The 20,695-nt window shown below is 56.0% G+C and carries 21 protein-coding genes; 14 read left to right on the plus strand and 7 right to left on the minus strand.

The features are described from left to right. Positions 1-86: 86 nt before the first annotated feature. A complete protein-coding gene (gene ftsH / locus NP603_RS09670; protein WP_256610659.1) occupies positions 87-2,015 on the plus strand; it encodes an ATP-dependent zinc metalloprotease FtsH in 1,929 nt (642 codons plus the stop codon). 704 nt (positions 2,016-2,719) lie between these two features. Here the strand turns inward: ftsH and NP603_RS09675 are convergent. Beyond that, positions 2,720-4,036 (minus strand): PepSY-associated TM helix domain-containing protein, encoded by a 1,317-nt coding sequence (locus tag NP603_RS09675; RefSeq protein WP_256610660.1) that lies wholly within the window; start codon positions 4,034-4,036, stop codon positions 2,720-2,722. Positions 4,037-4,267: 231 nt separating this feature from the next. Here NP603_RS09675 and NP603_RS09680 point away from each other — a divergent pair, with 231 nt between their 5' ends. The 3 genes from NP603_RS09680 (at position 4,268) to NP603_RS09690 (ending at position 7,175) form a co-directional block, all read left to right on the plus strand. Then, positions 4,268-6,529 (plus strand): DNA internalization-related competence protein ComEC/Rec2, encoded by a 2,262-nt coding sequence (locus NP603_RS09680; RefSeq protein ID WP_256610661.1) that lies wholly within the window; start codon positions 4,268-4,270, stop codon positions 6,527-6,529. Between the two features lie 90 nt (positions 6,530-6,619). Further along, a complete protein-coding gene (locus NP603_RS09685) occupies positions 6,620-7,000 on the plus strand; it encodes a PilZ domain-containing protein (RefSeq protein ID WP_256610662.1) in 381 nt (126 codons plus the stop codon). Continuing rightward, entirely contained in the window at positions 6,990-7,175 is a 186-nt protein-coding gene (locus NP603_RS09690; protein WP_256610663.1) for a YbdD/YjiX family protein, read from the plus strand. Before NP603_RS09685 ends, NP603_RS09690 begins: the two co-directional genes overlap by 11 nt. A gap of 5 nt (positions 7,176-7,180) precedes the next feature. Here the strand turns inward: NP603_RS09690 and NP603_RS09695 are convergent, their stop codons facing one another. From NP603_RS09695 to NP603_RS09705, 3 genes are all read right to left on the minus strand, one after another. After that, positions 7,181-8,428, minus strand: coding sequence for a hypothetical protein (locus NP603_RS09695; RefSeq protein WP_256610664.1), 1,248 nt, complete (start codon positions 8,426-8,428; stop codon positions 7,181-7,183). A gap of 69 nt (positions 8,429-8,497) precedes the next feature. After that, entirely contained in the window at positions 8,498-8,839 is a 342-nt protein-coding gene (locus NP603_RS09700; protein ID WP_256610665.1) for a hypothetical protein, read from the minus strand. Positions 8,840-8,960: 121 nt separating this feature from the next. Beyond that, positions 8,961-9,839 carry an HDOD domain-containing protein gene (locus NP603_RS09705; RefSeq protein WP_140912963.1) on the minus strand — a complete coding sequence of 293 codons (879 nt, stop codon included), beginning with the start codon at positions 9,837-9,839 and terminating at the stop codon, positions 8,961-8,963. A gap of 77 nt (positions 9,840-9,916) precedes the next feature. Between NP603_RS09705 and prmB the strand changes: the two genes are divergently transcribed. The 10 genes from prmB to NP603_RS09755 all read left to right on the plus strand — a co-directional run bounded on the left by prmB (position 9,917) and on the right by NP603_RS09755 (position 19,207). Then, on the plus strand, positions 9,917-10,846 hold the full coding sequence (gene prmB, locus NP603_RS09710; protein ID WP_256610666.1) for a 50S ribosomal protein L3 N(5)-glutamine methyltransferase: 930 nt from the start codon (positions 9,917-9,919) through the stop codon (positions 10,844-10,846). Position 10,847: 1 nt separating this feature from the next. Further along, the gene (gene aroC / locus NP603_RS09715; protein WP_256610667.1) at positions 10,848-11,936 is read left to right on the plus strand and encodes a chorismate synthase; all 1,089 of its coding nucleotides are present in this window, start codon (positions 10,848-10,850) and stop codon (positions 11,934-11,936) included. After that, positions 11,937-13,094, plus strand: a complete 1,158-nt coding sequence (locus NP603_RS09720) for an MFS transporter (protein WP_256610668.1) — start codon at positions 11,937-11,939, stop codon at positions 13,092-13,094. It abuts the gene before it with no gap. A gap of 32 nt (positions 13,095-13,126) precedes the next feature. Beyond that, positions 13,127-13,741, plus strand: a complete 615-nt coding sequence (locus tag NP603_RS09725; RefSeq protein WP_256610669.1) for a MotA/TolQ/ExbB proton channel family protein — start codon at positions 13,127-13,129, stop codon at positions 13,739-13,741. Further along, positions 13,741-14,175 carry an ExbD/TolR family protein gene (locus tag NP603_RS09730; RefSeq protein ID WP_256610670.1) on the plus strand — a complete coding sequence of 145 codons (435 nt, stop codon included), beginning with the start codon at positions 13,741-13,743 and terminating at the stop codon, positions 14,173-14,175. The genes NP603_RS09725 and NP603_RS09730 overlap by 1 nt, the downstream gene beginning before the upstream one ends. Further along, on the plus strand, positions 14,172-15,176 hold the full coding sequence (gene lpxK, locus NP603_RS09735; RefSeq protein WP_256610671.1) for a tetraacyldisaccharide 4'-kinase: 1,005 nt from the start codon (positions 14,172-14,174) through the stop codon (positions 15,174-15,176). The genes NP603_RS09730 and lpxK overlap by 4 nt, the downstream gene beginning before the upstream one ends. Next, positions 15,169-15,360, plus strand: coding sequence for a Trm112 family protein (locus NP603_RS09740; protein ID WP_064029609.1), 192 nt, complete (start codon positions 15,169-15,171; stop codon positions 15,358-15,360). Before lpxK ends, NP603_RS09740 begins: the two co-directional genes overlap by 8 nt. Continuing rightward, positions 15,357-16,124: a 3-deoxy-manno-octulosonate cytidylyltransferase gene (gene kdsB, locus NP603_RS09745; protein ID WP_256610672.1), complete on the plus strand. Its 768-nt coding sequence runs from the start codon at positions 15,357-15,359 to the stop codon at positions 16,122-16,124. The genes NP603_RS09740 and kdsB overlap by 4 nt, the downstream gene beginning before the upstream one ends. Before the next feature lie 273 nt (positions 16,125-16,397). Continuing rightward, the gene (pyp, locus tag NP603_RS09750; RefSeq protein ID WP_256610673.1) at positions 16,398-18,002 is read left to right on the plus strand and encodes a photoactive yellow protein; all 1,605 of its coding nucleotides are present in this window, start codon (positions 16,398-16,400) and stop codon (positions 18,000-18,002) included. Further along, positions 17,978-19,207 carry an AMP-binding protein gene (locus tag NP603_RS09755; protein ID WP_256610674.1) on the plus strand — a complete coding sequence of 410 codons (1,230 nt, stop codon included), beginning with the start codon at positions 17,978-17,980 and terminating at the stop codon, positions 19,205-19,207. Before pyp ends, NP603_RS09755 begins: the two co-directional genes overlap by 25 nt. A gap of 319 nt (positions 19,208-19,526) precedes the next feature. On the opposite strand, the gene NP603_RS09760 is transcribed toward NP603_RS09755, so the two are convergent. The 3 genes from NP603_RS09760 to NP603_RS09770 form a co-directional block, all read right to left on the minus strand. Beyond that, entirely contained in the window at positions 19,527-19,802 is a 276-nt protein-coding gene (locus NP603_RS09760) for a type II toxin-antitoxin system RelE/ParE family toxin (RefSeq protein WP_256610675.1), read from the minus strand. Continuing rightward, complete coding sequence (locus tag NP603_RS09765) at positions 19,802-20,056, minus strand: type II toxin-antitoxin system Phd/YefM family antitoxin (protein ID WP_256610676.1); 255 nt, start codon at positions 20,054-20,056, stop codon at positions 19,802-19,804. The genes NP603_RS09760 and NP603_RS09765 overlap by 1 nt, the downstream gene beginning before the upstream one ends. 85 nt (positions 20,057-20,141) lie before the next feature. Next, positions 20,142-20,695: DUF7986 domain-containing protein (locus NP603_RS09770; protein WP_256610677.1), on the minus strand; the 554-nt coding region annotated here is incomplete at its 5' end.

The raw sequence follows: 20,695 nt of genomic DNA on the forward strand, positions 1-20,695 counted from the left end.
GGATGTGTTACTTGAATACTCCACAAATTCCGGTAAAACTGGGTTAGAGTATTCGGAGAACAAACATTATAACGAGGGCGAACGTCATGATAGATAAGCAAAAAATCGGCGAGATTTACCGGCTTGCGGTCGAATGGCTAAACGCTGCCTGGGTTTGGCTGCAGGCGCGTTGGCGCGCTTTCAATGCCAAGAACGCAGATAACGCCGGCCAATCCGGTAACGAGGCGCCGCCGCAATCGCGGTTCTGGCTGTATCTGCTTCTGGGTATTTTTTTGTTGTCGATTTTTGCCGGCGGCGAACGCATCCAGGGTAAAGAGATTCCCTACAGCCAGTTCATCAGCCTGGTCAACGAAGACAAAGTGGAAAATGCCGTCGTTACGCAACGTTTCATCAACGGCACGTTGAAGCAGGAAGACAAGAAAATCGGCAAGCAATTTTTCACGATACCGCTGTGGGACGAGTCGTTGGTAAAAAACCTGCAGGCGCATAAGGTCGAGTATGTGGTCAGGAGCGGCGATAACTGGGCCAGCAGTTTGCTGTTCAATTGGATCATTCCGATCGCGATTTTTGCCGGCATCTGGATGTGGCTGTTACCGAAAATGGCTGGCGGAGGCGGCCGCGGTTTTTTGAATCTGGGCAACAAAATGCGCATTCAGCAGGAGACTTCAAAGACCACGTTCGACGACGTGGCCGGTGCCGACAGTGCCAAACAGGAACTGAAGGAAACCATCGAATTTTTAAAAGCGCCGGAAAAACTGCAAAAGCTGGGTGGGCGGATGCCGAAGGGCGTGCTGCTGGTGGGTTCGCCGGGTACCGGGAAAACCTTGCTGGCGCGGGCCGTTTCCGGCGAGGCCGGTGTGCCGTTCTTCAATATCAGCGCTTCCGAGTTCATTGAGCTGTTTGTCGGGGTCGGTGCCGCGCGAGTGCGGGATTTGTTCGAACAAGCTCGGCAAAAAGCTCCTTGCATCATATTCATCGACGAATTGGATGCGATCGGCCGCTCTCGCGGCGGCCCGGTAGTGATGGGCGGCAACGACGAACGCGAACAGACTTTGAATCAATTATTGACCGAAATGGACGGTTTCGACGCCACTTCCGGCGTTGTGGTGATGGCAGCGACCAACCGGCCGGAGATTCTCGACAAGGCCTTGTTGCGCGCCGGCCGCTTCGACCGGCAAATCGTGGTCGATAAGCCCGACCAACTGGATCGGGTGGCAATCCTGAAATTGCACACTCAAGGCATGCAACTGGACAAAGACGTCGATCTGGCCATCGTTGCCAAGCGCACGCCGGGCTTTGTCGGCGCCGATTTATCCAATATCGCCAACGAGGCGGCGATCCTGGCTGCTCGCGCCGGCCGCGACACCGTAAACATGGCCGATTTCGAAGCTGCCATCGATCGGGTCATGGCCGGGCCGGAAAAGAAAAACCGGGTACTCGGCCCGGAGGAAAAACGGCGGGTAGCTTACCACGAAGCCGGACATGCCCTGGTTGCCGAAAACGTGCCGACCGGCCAGCCGGTGCACAAAATATCGATCATTCCGCGCGGCGTATCGGCGCTGGGATTTACTTTGCAACTGCCGGTCGAAGAAAAATACCTGTCCACCGAAGCGGAACTGAAAGACCAGCTCGCCATACTGCTGGCAGGGCGGGTCGCCGAGCAACTGGCGTTGCAGAGCGTTTCCACCGGCGCCCAAAACGACCTGGAAAAAGCCAGCGAAATTGCCCGTAACATGGTGTGTTACTTGGGCATGAGTAAAAAACTGGGGCCGTTGATTTACGGCCAACGCCAACAACTGCAATTTCTGGCCGGCGATGTATCCAAACAACGTAACTACAGCGAAGAAACCGCGCGCGTGGTCGATGCCGAAATTCGCGCCCTGATTGAGGATGCAGAGCGTCGGGCGCAGCAGATTCTGACCGGCAAACGCGGCCATTTGGATAAACTCGCCGAATTGTTGCAAGACAAGGAAGTGATCCAGCGCGAGGAAATGCTGGAACTAATCGGCGGTTGACGCCGAGGCTGCCGCTTCGGGTTGGGCCGAAGCGGCGGTGCGGTGCGGCCGATGTTTCGGTGTCGCCATATCATACAAACCGGGACTCCGCCGCGGCTGCCGACTTGGAGTTTCCGATCAATGCTTCGACATTAAGATTATTAATGTTATTTTGTCGAAATATTTTACAAGCTATTGTTAGGCAATTGATTTGTTTTCATCGCCCGTGGCTTTATACAGGCGGGATGGCGCCGTTTTCCGTCGCTGACATAGTTCCGTAGCTCTAGTCGGAAATTTTTACACATTTCTGTAATAGATGTTTTTCGATGTGAGATCTATCACATAAAGTAGCTATTTTCTATTGATTATTCAAAAAGTGCACATATTTTGCTTAGTGTTCGGTGTGTAGGGAAAGTCTTATAAGAATTGTGAATTGAGCGATAGCGAGGCAAAGATTATGGACACTAAGAAAAACGACACGGTAAACAAAAATCACGGCGGCGACTGCAGCCACCCGTCTTTGGCGAAAGAATTCGTCTTGGGCTTGCCGACCGGCAATTTCGTCTGCGCCCACTGTGGCCGGCCCTTGTCGTCGATAATAAGGGCTGACAGAAGATAAGTTTCCGCCGACGTGGACGACGGGCTGGGCGCTGCCGCGCTTAGCCTGCCGCTCCGCGAACTTGGCGCCGGCTCAAGCCGGCGACTGCCAACATGCCGCGTTTCGGTTAACGCTGCAACCGTTCCAATAATTTTCTTCCGGCTTTGCCGCTCCAGATTTTTATCCTTGGCCACCGTACTGCCCAGGCGGCTTTTGCGAGTCCGGCGGCTCCGGCTACTTTGCTACGGATTTTGCCGGCCAGCGTCGGCCAATCGAGTTGGTGGTCCGCGATCCAGCCGTGCCGGTACAGCCAGTGCAGTAAACCGGAGACGAACAACAGGGCAGGGGTCAAGCCGGCGCAGAACCATAAAAACCGGCCGCCGGCGCCGAAGGCCTCGCCGGTATGGAGAGGCCACAGCCAGACCGTGAACGTCTGGCCCAGCGAAAACCGGTGCGGATTGCGGACGTCTCTGATCTGCCCGCTCCAGCGGTCGACCCAGACCGTAGTAAAGGGGTGGTGTTGGTTGATTTCGTCGCGCTGGCGCAGATTGACCCGATACACACCCAGTTCGCCAGCCGGCGTGGTGACCCGCCTGACCTCGGAACTGGGAAACGGCCCGCGGGCGACCAAAATCGCTTCGCCCACCGATACAGGCCGATCGTTCGGAACCGCGGTGCTGCGCACGTTGGGTCCGGCGTCGCCGTGGCCCATGCCTTCCGCCGATGTCAGGCTTTCCAGTAACGGCGGATAGGCCAAATGCAGGCCGGTGAACGCCAGCAACAGCAAAAATCCGGCCGCGGCCAAGCCCAACCAGCGGTGGAGGTCGAATATCAGCCCGATCAGGCTATTATCGCGGCGGACGCGGAAAGCGCCGGCCAGATTCCGCCAGCCCGGCCACCACAAATACAGGCCGCTAAGCGTAGACAGCATCAGCAGGCCGCCCAGAATGGCTGTCGCGCAACGGCCGGCGGCGTCCAGTTGCAGTTGGGCGTGCAAGTCCAGGACCCAGGTGGCGAAGGTTTGGCCCCACAAACGGCTGTCCAACACCGCTCCAGTGTAGGGGTTGATCGAAACCATCAACGGAGCGTAAAACGCGTCGACGCTTTCTTTGGGTTTATCGAACCAGGCGGTTAGCGGCCGGTCCGGCGCGAGCGGCAGTTCCAGAGTCCAGGCGCCGTGGCGGTCGGGATGCGCGGTTCGCAACGAACCCAGGATTTTCTCCAGCGGCAGTGGCACACCATCTTGCGGAACTTCGATCCGCAGTTGCGGATTGAACAGGCTGTCCAGTTGCTCGCGGTAAACGCTGAGGCTGCCGGTGAGGCCGATCAAGGCAAATACCAGACCCAGGCCCAGCGCCAACACCAGATGACATTGCCGCCAGAATTTTCTGGCGTTGACGATAAAGCGGGGGCGGACGATTAACGGGTAATGCGGTTCTGGCATAGCTGGGTTAGCGTTAAATTGCAGTGGTTGATCAAGAAGGAGCAATCGGTGTCAATTGCTGCGTTTTCGTTTGGTTGACGGATACCGCCAAAAAATCGGCGCAGTTTAACGCGTTTCCCTGCCGCGGTTGGCCGAAAAATCGGCTAGACTGGCCGAATTGGTTGGCAGCGTAGGTTGCATGGTAGAGTACGAATTTGTCTCCCTTTCGTATATCCCCGGCGGAAATCCCCGATGATCGGTTACAGCTTGGCGTTCTTTGTCGGTATTGTCGCGGTTCAGCAGTTTAGTCGGCTGCCGAATCTCTTGGAATGCGCCGGTTTGGCGGTTTGCGCATTGCTGGCTTGCGCCCGCCGCCTTTACATGGTGTTGAGCTTGATGTTAGGTCTGGCATGGGCTTGCGCATTTGGTGCCTGGCGCATGGCGCAGCAACTGCCGGACCGTTACCAAAATGCCGAAATCGAAGTCGAGGGCTACATCGCCAGTTTGCCGCAAATACAAGAACACCGAACAGGTTTCGATTTTACGGTCACTCGAGCGCCGGACGACGTTCCGGACAAGATGCGTTTGTCCTGGTATACGCCGGAGTTCGAACTCAAGGCGGGACAAAGTTGGCGATTCCAGGTCAAGTTGCGAAAACCTCGCGGCCGCTTCAATCCCGGCGGCTTCGATTACGAAGCCTGGCTGTTTGCCAATCGTATCGGCGCGACGGGATATGTAAAGAGCAAGCCGTCGCCGCAACCGATCACCGGCGTCGCCAGTTTAGGCCGCTATCTGGCGGTCTGCCGCAGCCGGATTGCGGATAAAATCGACGCGGCGTTACCCGGCAGCCCCCAACTCGGCGTAATCAAAGCCTTGACGATCGGTACCCAGAACGCAGTCAGTCAGAACCAATGGCAGGTATTCCGCGTTACCGGCGTGGTGCATTTGATCGTCATTTCCGGCTCCCATATCGGCTTGTTGGCCGGCTGGGTTTATCTGGCAACGCGCCGGATCTGGGCCTGGTCTGGCATCCTCGCTATCGCGCCGCAACGGATCGCCGCTCTGATCGCCTGGCTGTCGGCGCTGTTCTATGCCGGTCTGGCCGGCTTTTCGGCGCCGACGGAGCGGGCGCTGATCATGCTTGGAGTCGTGTTGGCGGCAATAGCCTGGCAACGCAATCCCGCCCCTGGCCAAGTACTGATTTGGGCATTACTGGCCGTAGTGGTTGCCGACCCGCTGGCGGTTTTGTCGGTTGGCTTCTGGTTGTCGTTTGCCGCCGTGGCGTTATTGCTCTACGTCTCGGCCGGGCGGTTGGGCCGCCCCGGCTATTGGCGGGAACTGGCCGCCGCGCAATGGGCCAGCTTGATCGGACTGGCGCCGTTATTGGTATTGTTTTTTCAACAGGTGTCGTTGATCGCCCCGCTTGCCAACTGGTTGGCCGTACCGCTGATCGGCGTGGTGGTGGTGCCGTTGGCATTACTGGCGGTAGCGATGCTGTTCGTTTGGCCGACTCTGGCAGCGTTGCTACTGCAAATGGCCGATTCGTTATTGCAGCTACTGTGGTGGATGCTGGAGCGCCTGGCAGCGTTGCCGTTGTCGCAGTGGAGTTTGCCGCCGCCAACTTGGTACGCTTTGCCGTTGGCGGCGATAGGCATCTTGCTGGCGTTGGCGCCGCGCGGGTTTCCCGGCAGGCATCTGAGCCCGTTGCTGCTGATTCCGTTGTGTTTTCCGCCCGTCGCCAAGCCCAAAGTAGGGGAGTTCTGGTTGACGCTATTGGATGTCGGCCAGGGTTTGGCGGCGGTGGTGCAGACCGCCGAACATGTCTTGCTGTTCGACACCGGCGCCAAATATTCGGAATTCAACGACATGGGCGAATCGGTGGTGTTGCCGTATTTACGTTGGCGCGGTATCAGCCGGGTCGACACGCTGGTGGTAAGTCACGGCGATAACGACCATAGCGGCGGTACCGAGTCCGTGCTGGCCGAGCTGCCGGTAGCGGAGCTGGTCAGCAGCGTGCCGCAATGGGCCGAGCGCAACGGCGGCCGTTATTGTCGGGCAGGGCAGGAGTGGATTTGGGACGGCGTGCGCTTCCGCGTGCTGGCACCGCCGCAGCCGACATTCGACAAGGAAAACGACAATTCCTGCGTCGTGCAGGTTGCTACGGCCGGACAGAGTGCATTGTTGACCGGCGATATCGAACAAGCCGCCGAACAGTGGTTGGTCGCTGCATACGGCGGGCAGTTGTCCAGCCGGATCTTGCTGGCTCCGCATCACGGCAGCAAGACATCGTCTAGCCAGGCATTTCTGGACGCGGTCCGGCCAGACTGGGTGTTGATTCCAGCCGGCTATGGCAACCGGTTCGGTTTTCCGCATAGTCAGGTAGTGGAGCGCTATCGACGATTGCCGGCGGCGTTTATGACTAGCGGCGAGCTCGGAGCCATCGAGGTTCGAGGTAGCGGTCAAGATCCGTCTGCCGAGCGACAACGCCGGCGCCGCTATTGGCATGCGGACTAGTTTCAGTGTTAGGCTGTAATCGCGGATAAATTGTGTCGGCTATGGGTTTGTGCCTATACTTCGGCAAACCGAACTCAGGAGTACAGATTCGTGGAGAACGACAACCGCAGCAGAATACGTTTTAATCCGGCCGGATTGGTCGCGCACATCATTATCGATCCGCCGCCGCCCGGAGGCGAAATCGTGATCGACGGCCATGTGGTGGACATGAGTTACAGCGGGATCAAGATTCGTTTATGCGAGCCGCTGGGCCAATCCATCGAAGAGGCCGAGTTGCGGATCTCGATCATCTTGCCGGAGTCGGGGGTGCCGGTATCGATCCACGGCACGATCAAACATATTCAGGAAGAGCAGGAATGCGGTTTGCAATACGATGCCGAAAGGCACCAAGAACACGAACTGGACGATTTGATGTTCGAATGCGTCAAACTCGCGCCGCAACCGGAGGCAGAACCCATCCATGAAGTTTAGTCCGCAAGTTTTGCTGCGAATCTGGCGCGATCTGAACGGCGACGCGGCATACCAACGTTACTTGCGCCATTGGCAGGCCGAGCATGCCGGCCAACAAACCGAACCGCTCAGCCGCAAGGCGTTTTTCGCCGCCGAAACCCGGCGCAAATGGAGCGGCGTCAAACGTTGTTGCTGACGCCGTCAATCGATGGTTTCTATCCAACGGCAACGTTCGTTGACGATAGGCGCGGTTTTGTCATTGGCAATACCTTTGGCGATCATCGCCACTACCCGCTCGTCGGTATCGTAGCCGATGTGGGCGTCCATCGGGTTGGCGAGCTTGCCTAAGCCGAACGCGTCGTAAACCCGGGCCACGTTGATGTTGATATTGGTCACGTTAATGCACAGCCGCGAGTCCAGATACTTGTTGACGAAATCGTGCGGGATCGCATAACTCAGTAAATCGTTGGGATCGCTGAACGCAATCACCGAGGTTCTGCCTAGTATGCGTTCGCTGTATTTGGCTCCGTCGCTTTTGCAATAGGCCTGGGCCTGGTTGGCAACTTCCGGCAGGCTGCGCCCCAGTTGCAGCATAGGCAATTGGTTGGACATCATGTAGATCGGTACTTCCTTGTTTTTCAAGACATTGGTCAACGCGGTGTAGTAGCTGGCGGTATCGCCGCTGCTCAATTTCGAGGCGATGTGTTGCAGACCGTCGATGGTGATCCGGCTGCCCAGGCTATGCGAGACGAAGGCGTAACTGTCGTTGTAAAACGGCGTGACGTTTTTGGTGGAGCAGCTTTGCTGAACGTCGTCGGGCAGACTGTTCCAATCGCCGTGTATCATCCAGCAAAACGACTGGGCGAAGGCCGATAAAATGTCTTCGCGCTTTTCTCCCAGATAGATAATCGGATCCGGGCCGGTGTCATTGGAGAACTTCTTCAACAAGTCGTTGACTTCCGCTCGGCGAAACGACTGTTCTCCGGAGTTGTCGTATGACAGCACTTCCTTGTCCTTGGCGCTGATTTCCGACCAGGTCAATTCGTAAAACTGCATCTCCTGGGTCCGGTCGGCATTCAGGTAGCGGTTGATGCGCAAATTGCCCAGTGGCCGGGCCGGATCCTTGGCGTCGGTCAAACGGATGTTTTTGACATTGCTGGAAGTGACGGTCAGATCCAACTCCTTCGCCAGCTTTTCCATGAATTGGGTGGAATAGCCCGGCAAATGGTTGCCGACGCCGTGCACCATCAACAGCTTCATTTTGCGGCCTGAGGCTTCCAATTGCGGTTTGATGCCGCTGAATTTTTCGCCTTTGATCTCGCAGATGCGGGTATCTTCTTCTTCCTGTTTCTCCAGGATGGCTTCGGTAATGCCTTTGCCGATACTGGCGCAACCGGACGACAGCAGTGCCAGCGCCAGAATCGGCAGCTTCAGTTTGAGTATTTTCATGTGTGTTGCGTTTACGGGCAGGGTTGCTTGGTTGATGCCGACGGCAGGCGCGGTTTTCCGCAGCGGGCGTTACTTATCCAGCTTTTTCTTCGCGGCGTCGGCTTGAGTGCCGACTTTCTCGACGGTTTCCCGGTATTTGGCTTGAGCCTGGTTGGCGCTGTCGGCGATGGTGGCATTGTCGGCATTGGCTTCCTTGATCATACACTCGAAATAGTCGCGCGATTTTTGTTGCCAGGTATTGATCGCGGCGATACTTTTATTGAACGCGTCGACATCGCTGTCGTCTACGACCGGCGTTTCCGGCAGTGTGCCGCAAGCGGCCGGAACCCAAGTGCCGTTGCCCAGTGTGCCGGCGGTGGAGATACCGCTGGATAGCAGCAGGGCGGTCGTCGTTAAAACGGTAAGTTTCATTCGTTGTCTCCTTGGCGGATTTGAACGGAAATTTATCGGCCGCAAGCGGCCGCAGGATTTGCCGGCGGGATTATTCCGCAACCCGGCGCCAATGCCAATCGCCGCAACGAAAAACCGCGCTTTAGCTAAGCATTTGCCGGATATGTTCGATCTCGTCCTTGGCCTGGTCGAGAATGTTGATGCTCAAGTCGGCATCCAGGTTCCCGGCCGCCAATTTTTTGTAGGCCGGCAGTTCGTCCATCTTCGGCATCTGTTTGACGTCGACTTTGCCGATGAAGCTGTGCAATTGCGAAATCATGACGATGTCGCTGTAGCTGGCCGATTCGCCGCTGTCGCGCCGCCAGTTTTCGGCGTGAATGATCACGTCCTCGAAGTCGGCCGGGAAGTCCCATTTGCGCACGATCTGTACGCCGATCGGGCTGCGCAATTCGCGCACGGCTTCGGCCAGGTCGCCCGGATTGTCCAGAATATCCGGCTGGCGGTCGGCGTAAGCCAGTATCGGTACCACGCCGATGTCGTGGATCAGGCCGGCCAGCATGGCCCGGTCCGGATCGAAGCCCGGCGTCTTATGCGCCAGCACCGCGCTGATCGCCGCCACGTAACTGCTGTGAGCCCAAAGCTCCTGCATTCTGCGGCGGATCACCGGCGAACGGGCATTGAACACGGCTTTCAAGGCAAACGCGGTGATAATGTCTTGCGCTGCCTTCAAGCCGAGTCGGGTCAAGGCCTCCGGGCAGCTTTCGATGCGGCGTCGGCCGCGGTATAGCGGGCTGTTCGAGATCTTGACCAGGCGGGCGGTGATGCTGGGGTCGATTTGCACCACGCGGGCGATCTTGTTGCTATTGGCGCTGGGTTCGTTGATCGCGCGGCGGATTTTTAGCGATACGTCCGGAATGGTGGGCAAGGCCAGCGAATCGGATTGCATGTATTTGAAGCAATCCTGGTACAAGCGGTTTTTCGCCAGCTTGGCGCTGAGCGGATGGGTTGCGGCCTCGGTCATGGACGTTGCTTAATTCGGACAAGCGGCAAGGGTTTGGTTTAAAATCCGCCGCTGCATTTTTTACACACGGATACGCTATGACTATAACAGGCCCGGATGTTATTACAACCCTGAGCAGCATTCGAGATTACATCCGCTGGGCCGCCAGCCGCTTTGCCGAACACAAGGTATTTCTCGGCCACGGCACCGTAACGCCACTGGACGAAGCCGCGGCAATCGTGCTGCATACCCTGCACCAGCCCTACGACTTGGCCGACAGTTACTTGGATAGCGTATTGACGATGGCCGAGCGCCAGCAAGTGGCCGAACTCATCGAGCGGCGTATCGTCGAGCGCAAGCCTTCCGCTTACTTGACCCACGAAGCCCTGTTTGCCGGTTTGTCGTTTTACGTCGACGAACGGGTGCTGGTGCCGCGCTCGCCGATCGCGGAATTGATCAACGAACGCTTCGAGCCTTGGGTCGACGAAACCCAAGTATTCAACATTCTCGACCTATGCACCGGTAGCGCCTGCATCGCCATCGCCTGCGCTTATGCCTTCCCCGAAGCGCAAGTCGATGCGGTGGAACTCTCCGACGCCGCATTGGCCGTGGCGCGCATCAATCTGGAACAGCACGAGTTGCAAGAGCAATTGCAGCTCTACCAGTCGGACTTATTCGATAAACTGCCGGCAAAACCTTACGATATCATCGTCAGCAATCCGCCCTATGTTTCCATAGCCGAGTGGGAAAGCCTGCCTCCGGAATTTCATGCCGAACCGGCGCTGGGCTTCAAAGGCGGCGAACACGGCCTGGATTTGGTGCTGCGAATTTTGGTCGACGCCGAGCGCTATCTGGCGGAGCAGGGTATCCTGGTGGTCGAAGTCGGCAGCAGCGCTCAGACCTTACAGGACATGTTTCCGGAAGTACCGTTCCACTGGCTGGAATTCGAACATGGCGGCGACGGCGTGTTTCTGCTGACCGCCGAACAAGTTTCCGCTTACCATTCACTCTTCACCAACGCGCTTTGACATGTCCGGAAATACCATAGGCAAACTGTTCACTGTTACGACTTTCGGCGAAAGCCACGGCCCCGCCTTGGGGGCGATCGTTGACGGCTGCCCGCCGGGACTGGAATTGTGCGAAGCCGATTTGCAGATCGATTTGGATCGGCGCAAACCGGGCACCTCGCGCCATACCACCCAGCGCCGCGAGGCCGACGAGGTCAAGATTCTGTCCGGCGTGTTCGAAGGTAAAACCACGGGTACGCCGATTGGTCTGTTGATCGAAAACACCGACCAGCGCTCCAAGGATTACGGCAAAATCGCCGAAAGCTTCCGTCCCGGCCACGCCGATTACACCTACCACCACAAATACGGTATTCGCGACTACCGCGGCGGCGGCCGCTCGTCTGCGCGGGAAACCGCGATGCGGGTGGCGGCCGGGGCAATCGCCAAGAAATATTTATTTCAGCAACACGGTATTCAGGTACGCGGTTACCTGTCGCAACTCGGTCCGATCAAGATCGAACAATTCGACTGGAATGAAATAGGCAATAACCCGTTTTTTTGTCCAGACGCCGGCAAAGTCGCGGATATGGAAAAATACATGGACGCGCTGCGCAAGGAAGGCGAATCGATTGGCGCCAAAATCGAGGTTGTAGCCAGCCAAGTGCCGCCGGGTCTGGGTGAGCCGATTTTCGACCGGCTCGACGCGGAACTGGCTTACGCGTTGATGAGCATCAATGCGGTGAAAGGCGTCGAAATCGGCGACGGTTTCGACTGCATTGCTACCAAAGGCACCCAATTCCGCGACGAAATCACGCCGGAAGGTTTTTTGAGCAACCACGCCGGCGGCATTTTGGGCGGTATTTCCACCGGCCAGGACATCGTCGCCCGGATTGCGTTGAAGCCGACCTCCAGCCTGCGCCTGCCGGGCCGCAGCATCAACACCAAAGGTGAGCCGATCGAAGTGGTCACCGAGGGCCGCCACGATCCCTGCGTCGGCATCCGCGCCACGCCGATTGCGGAAGCTATGGTAGCCTTGGTGTTGATGGACCACCTGCTACGCCACCGCGCCCAAAATCTGCACGTCGACTGCGGTTTGCCTGTCTTGCGCTAAATGCCCGTTCCGTATTGGCGGTTATCCGGCTTTTATTTTTTCTATTTCGCGACGCTCGGGGCGTTTCTTCCGTTCTGGAGCTTATACCTGAAGCAGGCCGGTTTTGCTGCCGATGAAATCGGCGAGCTGACCGCGCTGATGGTAGCGACCAAAATCGTCGCTCCGAACTATTGGGGCTGGCTGGCGGATAAAAGCGGCCGCAATCTGCGTTTGATTCGGCTGACGCTGGTGCTGGCGGCGTCCAGTTTTGCCGGGTTTTTGCTCCGCAACGACTACTGGTGGTTTGCGCTAGTCACCGTCGGCTTCAGCTTTTTCTGGAACGCGACGCTGCCGCAGTTCGAAGCCGCGACGTTGTTTCATTTACAGACCGAGCCGCAGCGCTACAGCCAGATCCGCTTGTGGGGTTCGATCGGTTTCATCGCGGCCGTGCTCGGCATCGGCCGCTTTCTCGATTATTTCAGTATTGCCAACTTGCCGTTGATCATCGGCGGTTTGATGCTGTTTAACTGGCTGGCGGCGCTGCTGACTCCGGAGGCCCGGCCCGGTAACGGTCGCGGTCAAGCCGGGCCGGGCATCTGGCAGGTGTTGTTGCGCTGGGAATTGCTGGCGTTTCTGCTGGTTTATTTATTGCTGCAAGTGGCTCACGGCCCTTATTACGTGTTCTATTCTGTATATTTGCAGCAACACGGGTACAGCGCCAGCGAAACCGGCTTGCTATGGGCCACCGGAGTCGGCGCCGAAATCGTGCTGTTTTTGGCGATGCGGCGTCTGCTGAGTTGGTGCAAGCCGCGCAGCCTGCTACTGTGGGCGATTGCGCTCAGCGTGGTGCGTTGGCTGTTGATTGCCGACGGTGTCGGATCGCTGGCTTTGACCATCGGCGCACAGCTGCTGCACGCCGCCACGTTCGGTGTCGCGCACGTCGTGGCAATGCAGCTGCTCTACCATTATTTCGGCGAACGCCATCAGAGCAAGGGCCAAGCCTTGTACAGTAGTGCCAGTTTCGGCGTCGGCGGTATGATCGGCAGTTTGTACAGCGGTTATTTCTGGGATTTGTTGGGCGGGCGCGAAGTTTATGTGATTGCGGCGTTGGTTTGCGGCGTGGCTTGGTTGATCGCCTTCGTCGGCCTGGCGCGCGAATCGCGACCCAGATTGGGTTAAAATTGTGACGATTTACTAACAAGGGTTATCAAGTGTTCGAGGTTATCAAAAACGGCGGCTGGATGATGGCGCCGATCATTTTGTGTTCGATTGTGGCGATGGCGATCATCGGCGAGCGATTCTGGTCGCTGCAACGTAAACGCATTCTTCCGGCCGACCTGGTGCCGTACATCTGGCAATTGCATCGGGAGAACAAGCTCGACGAAGCCACCATCCGCCGTATCAAATTGAGTTCGCCACTGGGACGGATTTTGGCCGCCGGCTTGCTTAACCGCAAACATGGCCGCGAGATCATGAAATCCAGTATCGAGGAAGTCGGCCGCCAGGTGGCTCACGAGCTGGAGCGCTACTTGAACGCCTTGGGCAGCATCGCTTCGATCACGCCATTACTGGGCTTATTGGGCACCGTGGACGGTATAATCCGGGTGTTTTCCGATATCGCGGTCGGCGGTATGGGCGACCCGGCGGTGTTGAGCGGCGGTATCTCGGAAGCGTTGATCTGTACCGCTTCCGGTTTGACCGTGGCGATACCCAGCCTGTTTTTTCACCGCTATTTCGAGCGTCTGGTCGACGACCACGTGGTGCGGATGGAAGAGGAGTCGTTGCGCCTGGTCGACATCATGCAAGGCGCCAGAGAGGACGTGTAATGGAATTTCGCCGTCGCCGCCGGGCTCCGGTCGAGATCGGTTTGATTCCGATGATCGACGTGTTGCTGGTTCTGCTGTTTTTCTTCATGGTGGCGACGACGTTCCGCCACCATTCCGAGCTGAAGATCAATTTACCGGAAGCGCAGGGCAGCGACGCGGCAGAGCCGGGCAAAACCATCAATTTGTATGTCGACGCCAAGGGTGTCTACTCTTTGTCCGGCGAAGACAACCAGTTTCACGAACTGGTCAACCAAAATCTTGACGGCCTGAAAGCGGCGCTGGCCAAGTTCGCCGGCGAAACCCGGCAATTGCCGTTCATCATCAGTGCCGACGGCAAGGCGCCGCACCAAGCCGTGGTCAGTGCCTTGGACGTGGCCAACCAACTTGGTTTCCACCACATTACCTTTGCCGTCAACCAGCCGGAACAGCCATGAACAAAAAACTCGTGAAATGGTTCGAAGATGCCTGGTATGGCGAGATGTACATATCGGCCTGGTTCATGCCGTTGTCGATGCTCTACGTCGATGCGGTGCGCTTGCGCCGTTTCGCTTACCGCGTCGGCCTGAAGCGAAAAACCCGGCTGCCGGTACCGGTGATCGTGGTCGGCAACATCACGGTCGGTGGGACCGGCAAGACGCCGTTGGTGGTCTGGATGGTCGAATTTTTGCGCCAGCAAGGCTATAAACCCGGCGTGATCAGTCGCGGTTACGCCGGCGCCAAGGCCGACTCCGGCCCGCAACTGGTCGCAGCGGACAGCGACCCGGCCAGCGTCGGCGACGAACCGGTGTTGTTGGCCCGCCGTTGCGGCTGCCCTGTGGCAATCGGCCGGGATCGGCCGGCAGCCGCCAAACATCTGCTGGCCAACCACCCCTGCGACGTGATTATTTCCGACGACGGTTTACAACATTATGCGCTGGAGCGCGACATCGAAATCGTCGTCATCGACGGCCAGCGCCGGTTCGGCAACGGCTACTGCCTGCCGGTCGGCCCGCTGCGCGAACCGCCGGAGCGGATCAAACAGGTCGATCTGGTGGTGGTCAACGGCCCGTTGGAATTGCTGGAAGGCGAGTGGCCGATGCAATGCCGGGGGCAACAACTGAGTAATTTAAAAACCGGCGAAAGTCGACCGTTGGCTGATTTTAAAGGCGTGGCGGTGAATGCCGTTGCCGCGATCGGCAATCCCAAGCGGTTTTTCAGCCAATTGGCCGAGGCCGGCCTGGTCTGTGAAACCCATGCTTATCCGGATCATCTTCCATTTAGCGCTGCCGATTTGCGGTTCAAAGATCAGCGGCCGGTGGTGATGACCGAAAAAGACGCCGTCAAGTGCGTCGCCTTTGCCGCCGATAATTTCTGGTGCTTACCCATTGATGCCGAATTGCCCGAGGCATTTTCTCAACAGCTATTAAAACTATTGAAAACCAAAACCCATGGATAAAAAACTGCTCGATATTCTGGCTTGCCCGCTGTGCAAAAGCTCGCTGATTTACGATAAAGACAAGCAAGAGTTGATCTGCAAGGCTGACAAGCTGGCGTTTCCGATCCGCGACGGTATTCCGGTGATGCTGGAAGACGAAGCCCGCGAACTGAGTTTCGAAGAAGCCGAAGCGCTGAAAAAATGAGCGCCGGCTTCAAGGTCGTGATTCCGGCTCGCTACGGCTCCACCCGCTTGCCGGGCAAGCCTCTGCTGGACATCGCCGGCAAGCCGATGATCGTCCACGTTTGCGAGCGGGCGCTGGAAGCCGACGCCGAGCAAATCGTCGTTGCCACCGACGATCAGCGCATTTTCGATGCAGTTGGCAGTCTGGGGTTGCAGGCGGTGATGACCGATCCCAATCACCAATCCGGCACCGAACGCATCGCCGAAGTGGCGCGCATCATGGGCTGGGCCGACGAACAAATCGTGGTCAACCTGCAAGGCGACGAGCCGTTGATTCCGCCGGCTTACATCCGCGACGCGGCCTTGGCGCTGGCGGGACAAGACCAGGCCGGCATTGCCACGTTGGCGGCTAAGATTTTGGATGCCGACGAAATTTTCAATCCCAACGCCGTGAAAGTGGTGTTGGATAAAAACGGCTATGCGTTGTATTTCAGCCGCGCGCCGATTCCTTGGAGCCGGACCACGTTCCCCGACAAACACGATATCGCCGCCGCGGCTTTCTCGCATTTACGGCATATCGGTATGTATGCCTATACCGTGGGTTTTTTGAACCGTTATTGCAATTGGCCCGCTTCGCCGCTGGAGGGCGTCGAATCGCTGGAGCAATTGCGGATTCTCTGGCACGGAGAGCGTGTCTTGGTGAAGATTGTCGAGAGGACGCCGGAGGCGGGGGTAGATACCGCGGAGGATTTGCTGAGGGTGGCTTCGACGTTTCGTCAAAACTGAACCAATCGAGATTTCCGGCTTTCCGTCGTCAAGTTTGACGGTATTGAAAATCTTCGGAACTGGCGCATTATCCGCCCGCCAAGTTTTATCGGTTCCCCCTGAGCTCGTTGAAAGGCTGTTTTTCCCTCGACAGCCTATGCACGGTTAAAGCTCGGCGTTTCAGTGCGCGAGCGCGCCTAAACCTGCCGGATTTGTCACAGTTTTATTTCGGCAAAACAATACTTCGATGGAATGCTGATTCCGTGACAATACAAACGAATCTTCAATAGAGCAATGCTTAATCAAACTTCAATCAAAACGCGCGTTATCGGGAATATCCTTCTGGTAAGCATTTTCTTCTTGCTTTTGGGCGCTCTTTATTGGGTCTGGCTACAAAGTCAACCATTGGTCACCATGTCAGCAAACGAGCTGATAGCGACACTGAACAACGCCTTACGCCTATTCGCTGGAGGCTTTGTCGCTCTGATAGCCTGTTCAGTATTCGCTGTGTCCATGACGATAGAGGTACGCGTCCGCAGACCCATAGAGCAGGCAATATGGCAGCTGAAACGCATGGAGCAAAATTTGCATACCCGATTGGAAACTGAGGGTGATGACGAATTGGCACAGTTATTTTCGGCTTTTAATCACCATTCCGACGGTTTGCAAAATATCATCGAAGAAGTGGCCGTGACCTCGGATGATCTTAATGTTGCGGTTGAACAGTTTATCGCTAACAGCCAACAGAGCATCGATTTGGCAACCTCGCAACAACGTGAAACCGATCAGGTAGTCCGAGCCAGTTCGCAAATGGCGCACTCTTCCAACGGCATGGCCCATCATGCAGAAGCAACTCAGTCTTCAGCGTCCAATGCCAAACAACAAACCGAAACCGGTTTGCATGTGGTAAACCAAACCATCAATGCTATCGGTTCGTTGGCCAGCCAAATGGAAGGCATGCAGAGTACTGTGACCCGGTTGGATAAAGGCAGCCAAAATATCGGTGACGTGATAGACACCATCGCCAAGATTGCCGATCAGACTAACCTGTTAGCCTTGAATGCCGCCATCGAAGCCGCCAGAGCAGGCGAACACGGTCGCGGTTTTGCTGTGGTAGCCGATGAAGTACGTAAATTGGCATCGGATACTCAAGGTGCGACTCAGCAAATTCATCAAATTATCGTCGATTTGCAAGGTGCGGCGCGGGATGTGACCAATGCTATCGGCAAGGGCACCGAGCACGCTCGTAACTGTGTCGAACAAGCAAATTCCGCCGGCGCTGCACTGAATGAGATAAACCATCGTGTCGATTCGGTTAACGCCATGGGACAACAAATTTCCGTAGCGGCCCAGCAGCAGTACCAGTCCGCCGAAGAGATCAGCCAGAGCATGCTGCGTATTAACCAGCTTGCGGAAGCCAACACCCAAGCGATGAATCAAAACCAGGAAGTCAGCGAAATATTGTCGCAACGTGCCAAGAAACTGGAACAACTCGTTTCCCGTTTCAAACACCAATCCGGTTCGAGTTCAGTGGAATTCGGCCGGGACGACATTGTTAATGCCATCAGAAACATGAGTGCGGCTGAAATCGATCGTATGGCGTTTGGCGCCGTGGAACTGGACAATAACGGCGTAATCATCCGCTACAATGCCGCTGAAGGGGCCATTACCGGACGAAATCCTCAGGAGGTGTTGGGCAAGAACTTTTTTACCGATGTAGCTCCATGTACCAACACGCCCAAATTCAAAGGCGAATTCGATCAAGGCGTGCGTAGAGGGGCGTTGGACAAAAAATTCGAATATACCTTCGACTACAACATGCGCCCAACCAAAGTGAAAGTGCATATGAAGAAATCGCTTAGCGGTAACACTTATTGGATTTTCGTAAAACGGATATAAACACGATGTGGTGGGCGACTAGCGCAAATCTTCGCCGGTTAATAGTTGATATCGTTTCCGGCTATTTTGCCGCGCAGCGCCTTGGCGGCTTCGTACCTTCCATACAAAACATTACGCTTGCTGATAATTGGTTGCAGCCGCCGGTGGCGATGGATTCGATCGAATTGCTCGACTGTGCCACGCAGTTTGCGCAACGGCTGCACATTCATGACTCAGGATTGGAAGATTTGTTACTGATCCAGCCCTCTTTGAAAAACTGGAAAGCAGTAGCCGAACAGAGTCTGGAAAAGGCACATCAAAATATCAGTTTCTTTAGTTCCGGGTCGACGGGGCCAGCCAAGCGCTGTTGCCTGCCGACCGCACATTTGATGACAGAAATCCAGTTCATTACCGAGCATCTATTACCCAAAACTACACCGTTTCGAAGGCGTATATGGACTCTGGTGCCCGCCCATCATATTTATGGCTTCATTTTTACAATCCTGTTGCCTACTGCATTAACCGATCAACCCGAAGTACTCGATGGCCGTTGGCGCATGCTGTCAGCTTTGCAGCGGGAGTTTCAACAGGGTGACATCATCGTCGCGGTCCCTGACTTTTGGCGGCAATGGGTCAAAGCCGGCCAGGTTTTGCCCTCTGGCGCTGTCGCAATCACCGCCTCTGCCCCATGTGAAGCCGAAGTGTTACAGGCATTGCATGGACAGGGGGCTGAAATTCTCGAAATTTACGGCGCATCGGAAACCGGAGGCATCGGCTTTCGCAAACACACCGACTCTGCATTCGCGCTGATGCCGCACTGGCGCATGGAGCACAACAATTTGGTCAGTAGCTTCCATAGTGCCGGCATCCCAGACCATCTGAAATGGCTGGATCAACATAGCTTCATGATCGGTGATCGTCGAGACGGAGCGATTCAACTCGGCGGTACGAATGTCTATCCGGACGACATTGCCAAATTGATCTGCCAGCATGGCCGAATTGAAGCGGCGGCGGTGAGATTGCACGGGCATCAACTTAAAGCCTTTCTTGTACCCAATTCCCCCCGCCGTTCGGACGCCGAATTAATTGCCGATGTGTCGGTTTGGCTAGCTGACCGTCTTCCCCCCTTACACATTCCCAAACATTTCACCGTTGGCGTTGCGTTGCCGCGTAACTCGATGGGTAAACTGAGTGACTGGCAAATAGAGCTGGCCCGCCAGCTATAAGCGCTCTTTCAATCGACTCGGCAAATTGAAAGAGTCAATCGAACAATGACCTGTAGACCCTGAAAACAAAGGGCTTTATTTTTTACAAAATAAGAGTTACCCCGGTCTGATCGATGTTGGCAAGGTATTTTGCAAAATGAAAACCGGTTCTGGTTTTTATGAAAGCTATATTATCACGTGTCATAACGGCTTGAGTTATCGGGTAGTTAGGGAGCTGACTGGTCTGAGAACTGTGCGGAACCCTGCGGCATTTTATGTTGCGGATTGCTGTTGCTGTTGGCGCCCTGCAAACGACTACTATTGAATTTTTGGTTAGTGATTAATAAACCGCATCATGGTTCCCGACATTCACCGGAATGATTTGGTCGCCCTGGATCAGTAGTTCCAATGTGATTCGATAGGATAGATTGATCGACACCGAATGCAATCCATCCAGTTTGCCGCGCAACGGATGCAGGCGCAGCGACGGATGAAACGGATTGGCTTCCAGCAATTGCAGGGTTTTTAGGTATTGTTGCCGAAGCTCAGGATGTTGCTTGATGAAGCGCGCCGCCCGGGGATTGTAACGCTCGGTAAAAATCAGCGCGTAAGCCATTAAAGCGTATCCAACCTCGCCAGATGGGCTTCGGCGGACTCCTGGACGAAGCGTCCCGCCGCCATATCGGCGCGAGCTTCGGCTAACGCCGCATCCAGTTCGCATTCCCGTAAATAATGGTAATGGGCTAAATCCATCACTACAAACTTATCCTTGCCGCGCACCGAAACAATCGCCTCGGGTGACTCGCTCAACGCCGCTTCGATTGCGGCGATACCTTTGGTCTTTAAATCGTTGGCACTGATATGAGACATAAAGCCTCCTTGAGAATACGGAGAAACGAGTGTCAAATAATGCGCTTAATCGAGCGGTTTATCAAGTGCTTGAACTATGTGCATATCAAACCCGGTGATGCTTGAAGTTGCTGGATTGCTGAAATCTAAACGTCGCGGTAACGATTGCTCTGGCCAGTTTGGCGCCGTTGGTGGCGTCATTCAAAAAGCTCGCTAGTTGTTCGTCGTCGATTTCGTCGATGATGGCTTCCACTTCATCAGCCTGCAAAATCTCGCGCGTAACCAATACCGTGCCGCCGGTCTGGATCGTGAACTCGTCGAAGTCAACCAGATAGCCCGCTAGCATCAAGCCGGTATAAGCCGTTTTCGCCATTTGATAGTCCATCAAGCGATAGGTTTGTTTACTGAATACATCGACTGCCCGCAAAAATTCGCTGCCGTCGGTATCCTCGATCTGGTAGATCGCATAGCGGGCATGGCGCAAATGTCGAAGTAGGGCCAACTCGTAGTCGTCGGCTTCCTTACTGAACAAGCGCAGAAACTTTTCCGCCATGTTGAAACCGCGCGGTCGGTAGCCATAGATGGTGTAATCAGTAAACTTGTCCATGGCTTCGTCGCTGTCCACCGCAATCGATTTGTTGCGCCATATGCCCAACTGCG

Origin of the sequence: Methylomonas aurea (assembly GCF_024505045.1) — a bacterium.
Lineage (GTDB): Bacteria > Pseudomonadota > Gammaproteobacteria > Methylococcales > Methylomonadaceae > Methylomonas > Methylomonas aurea.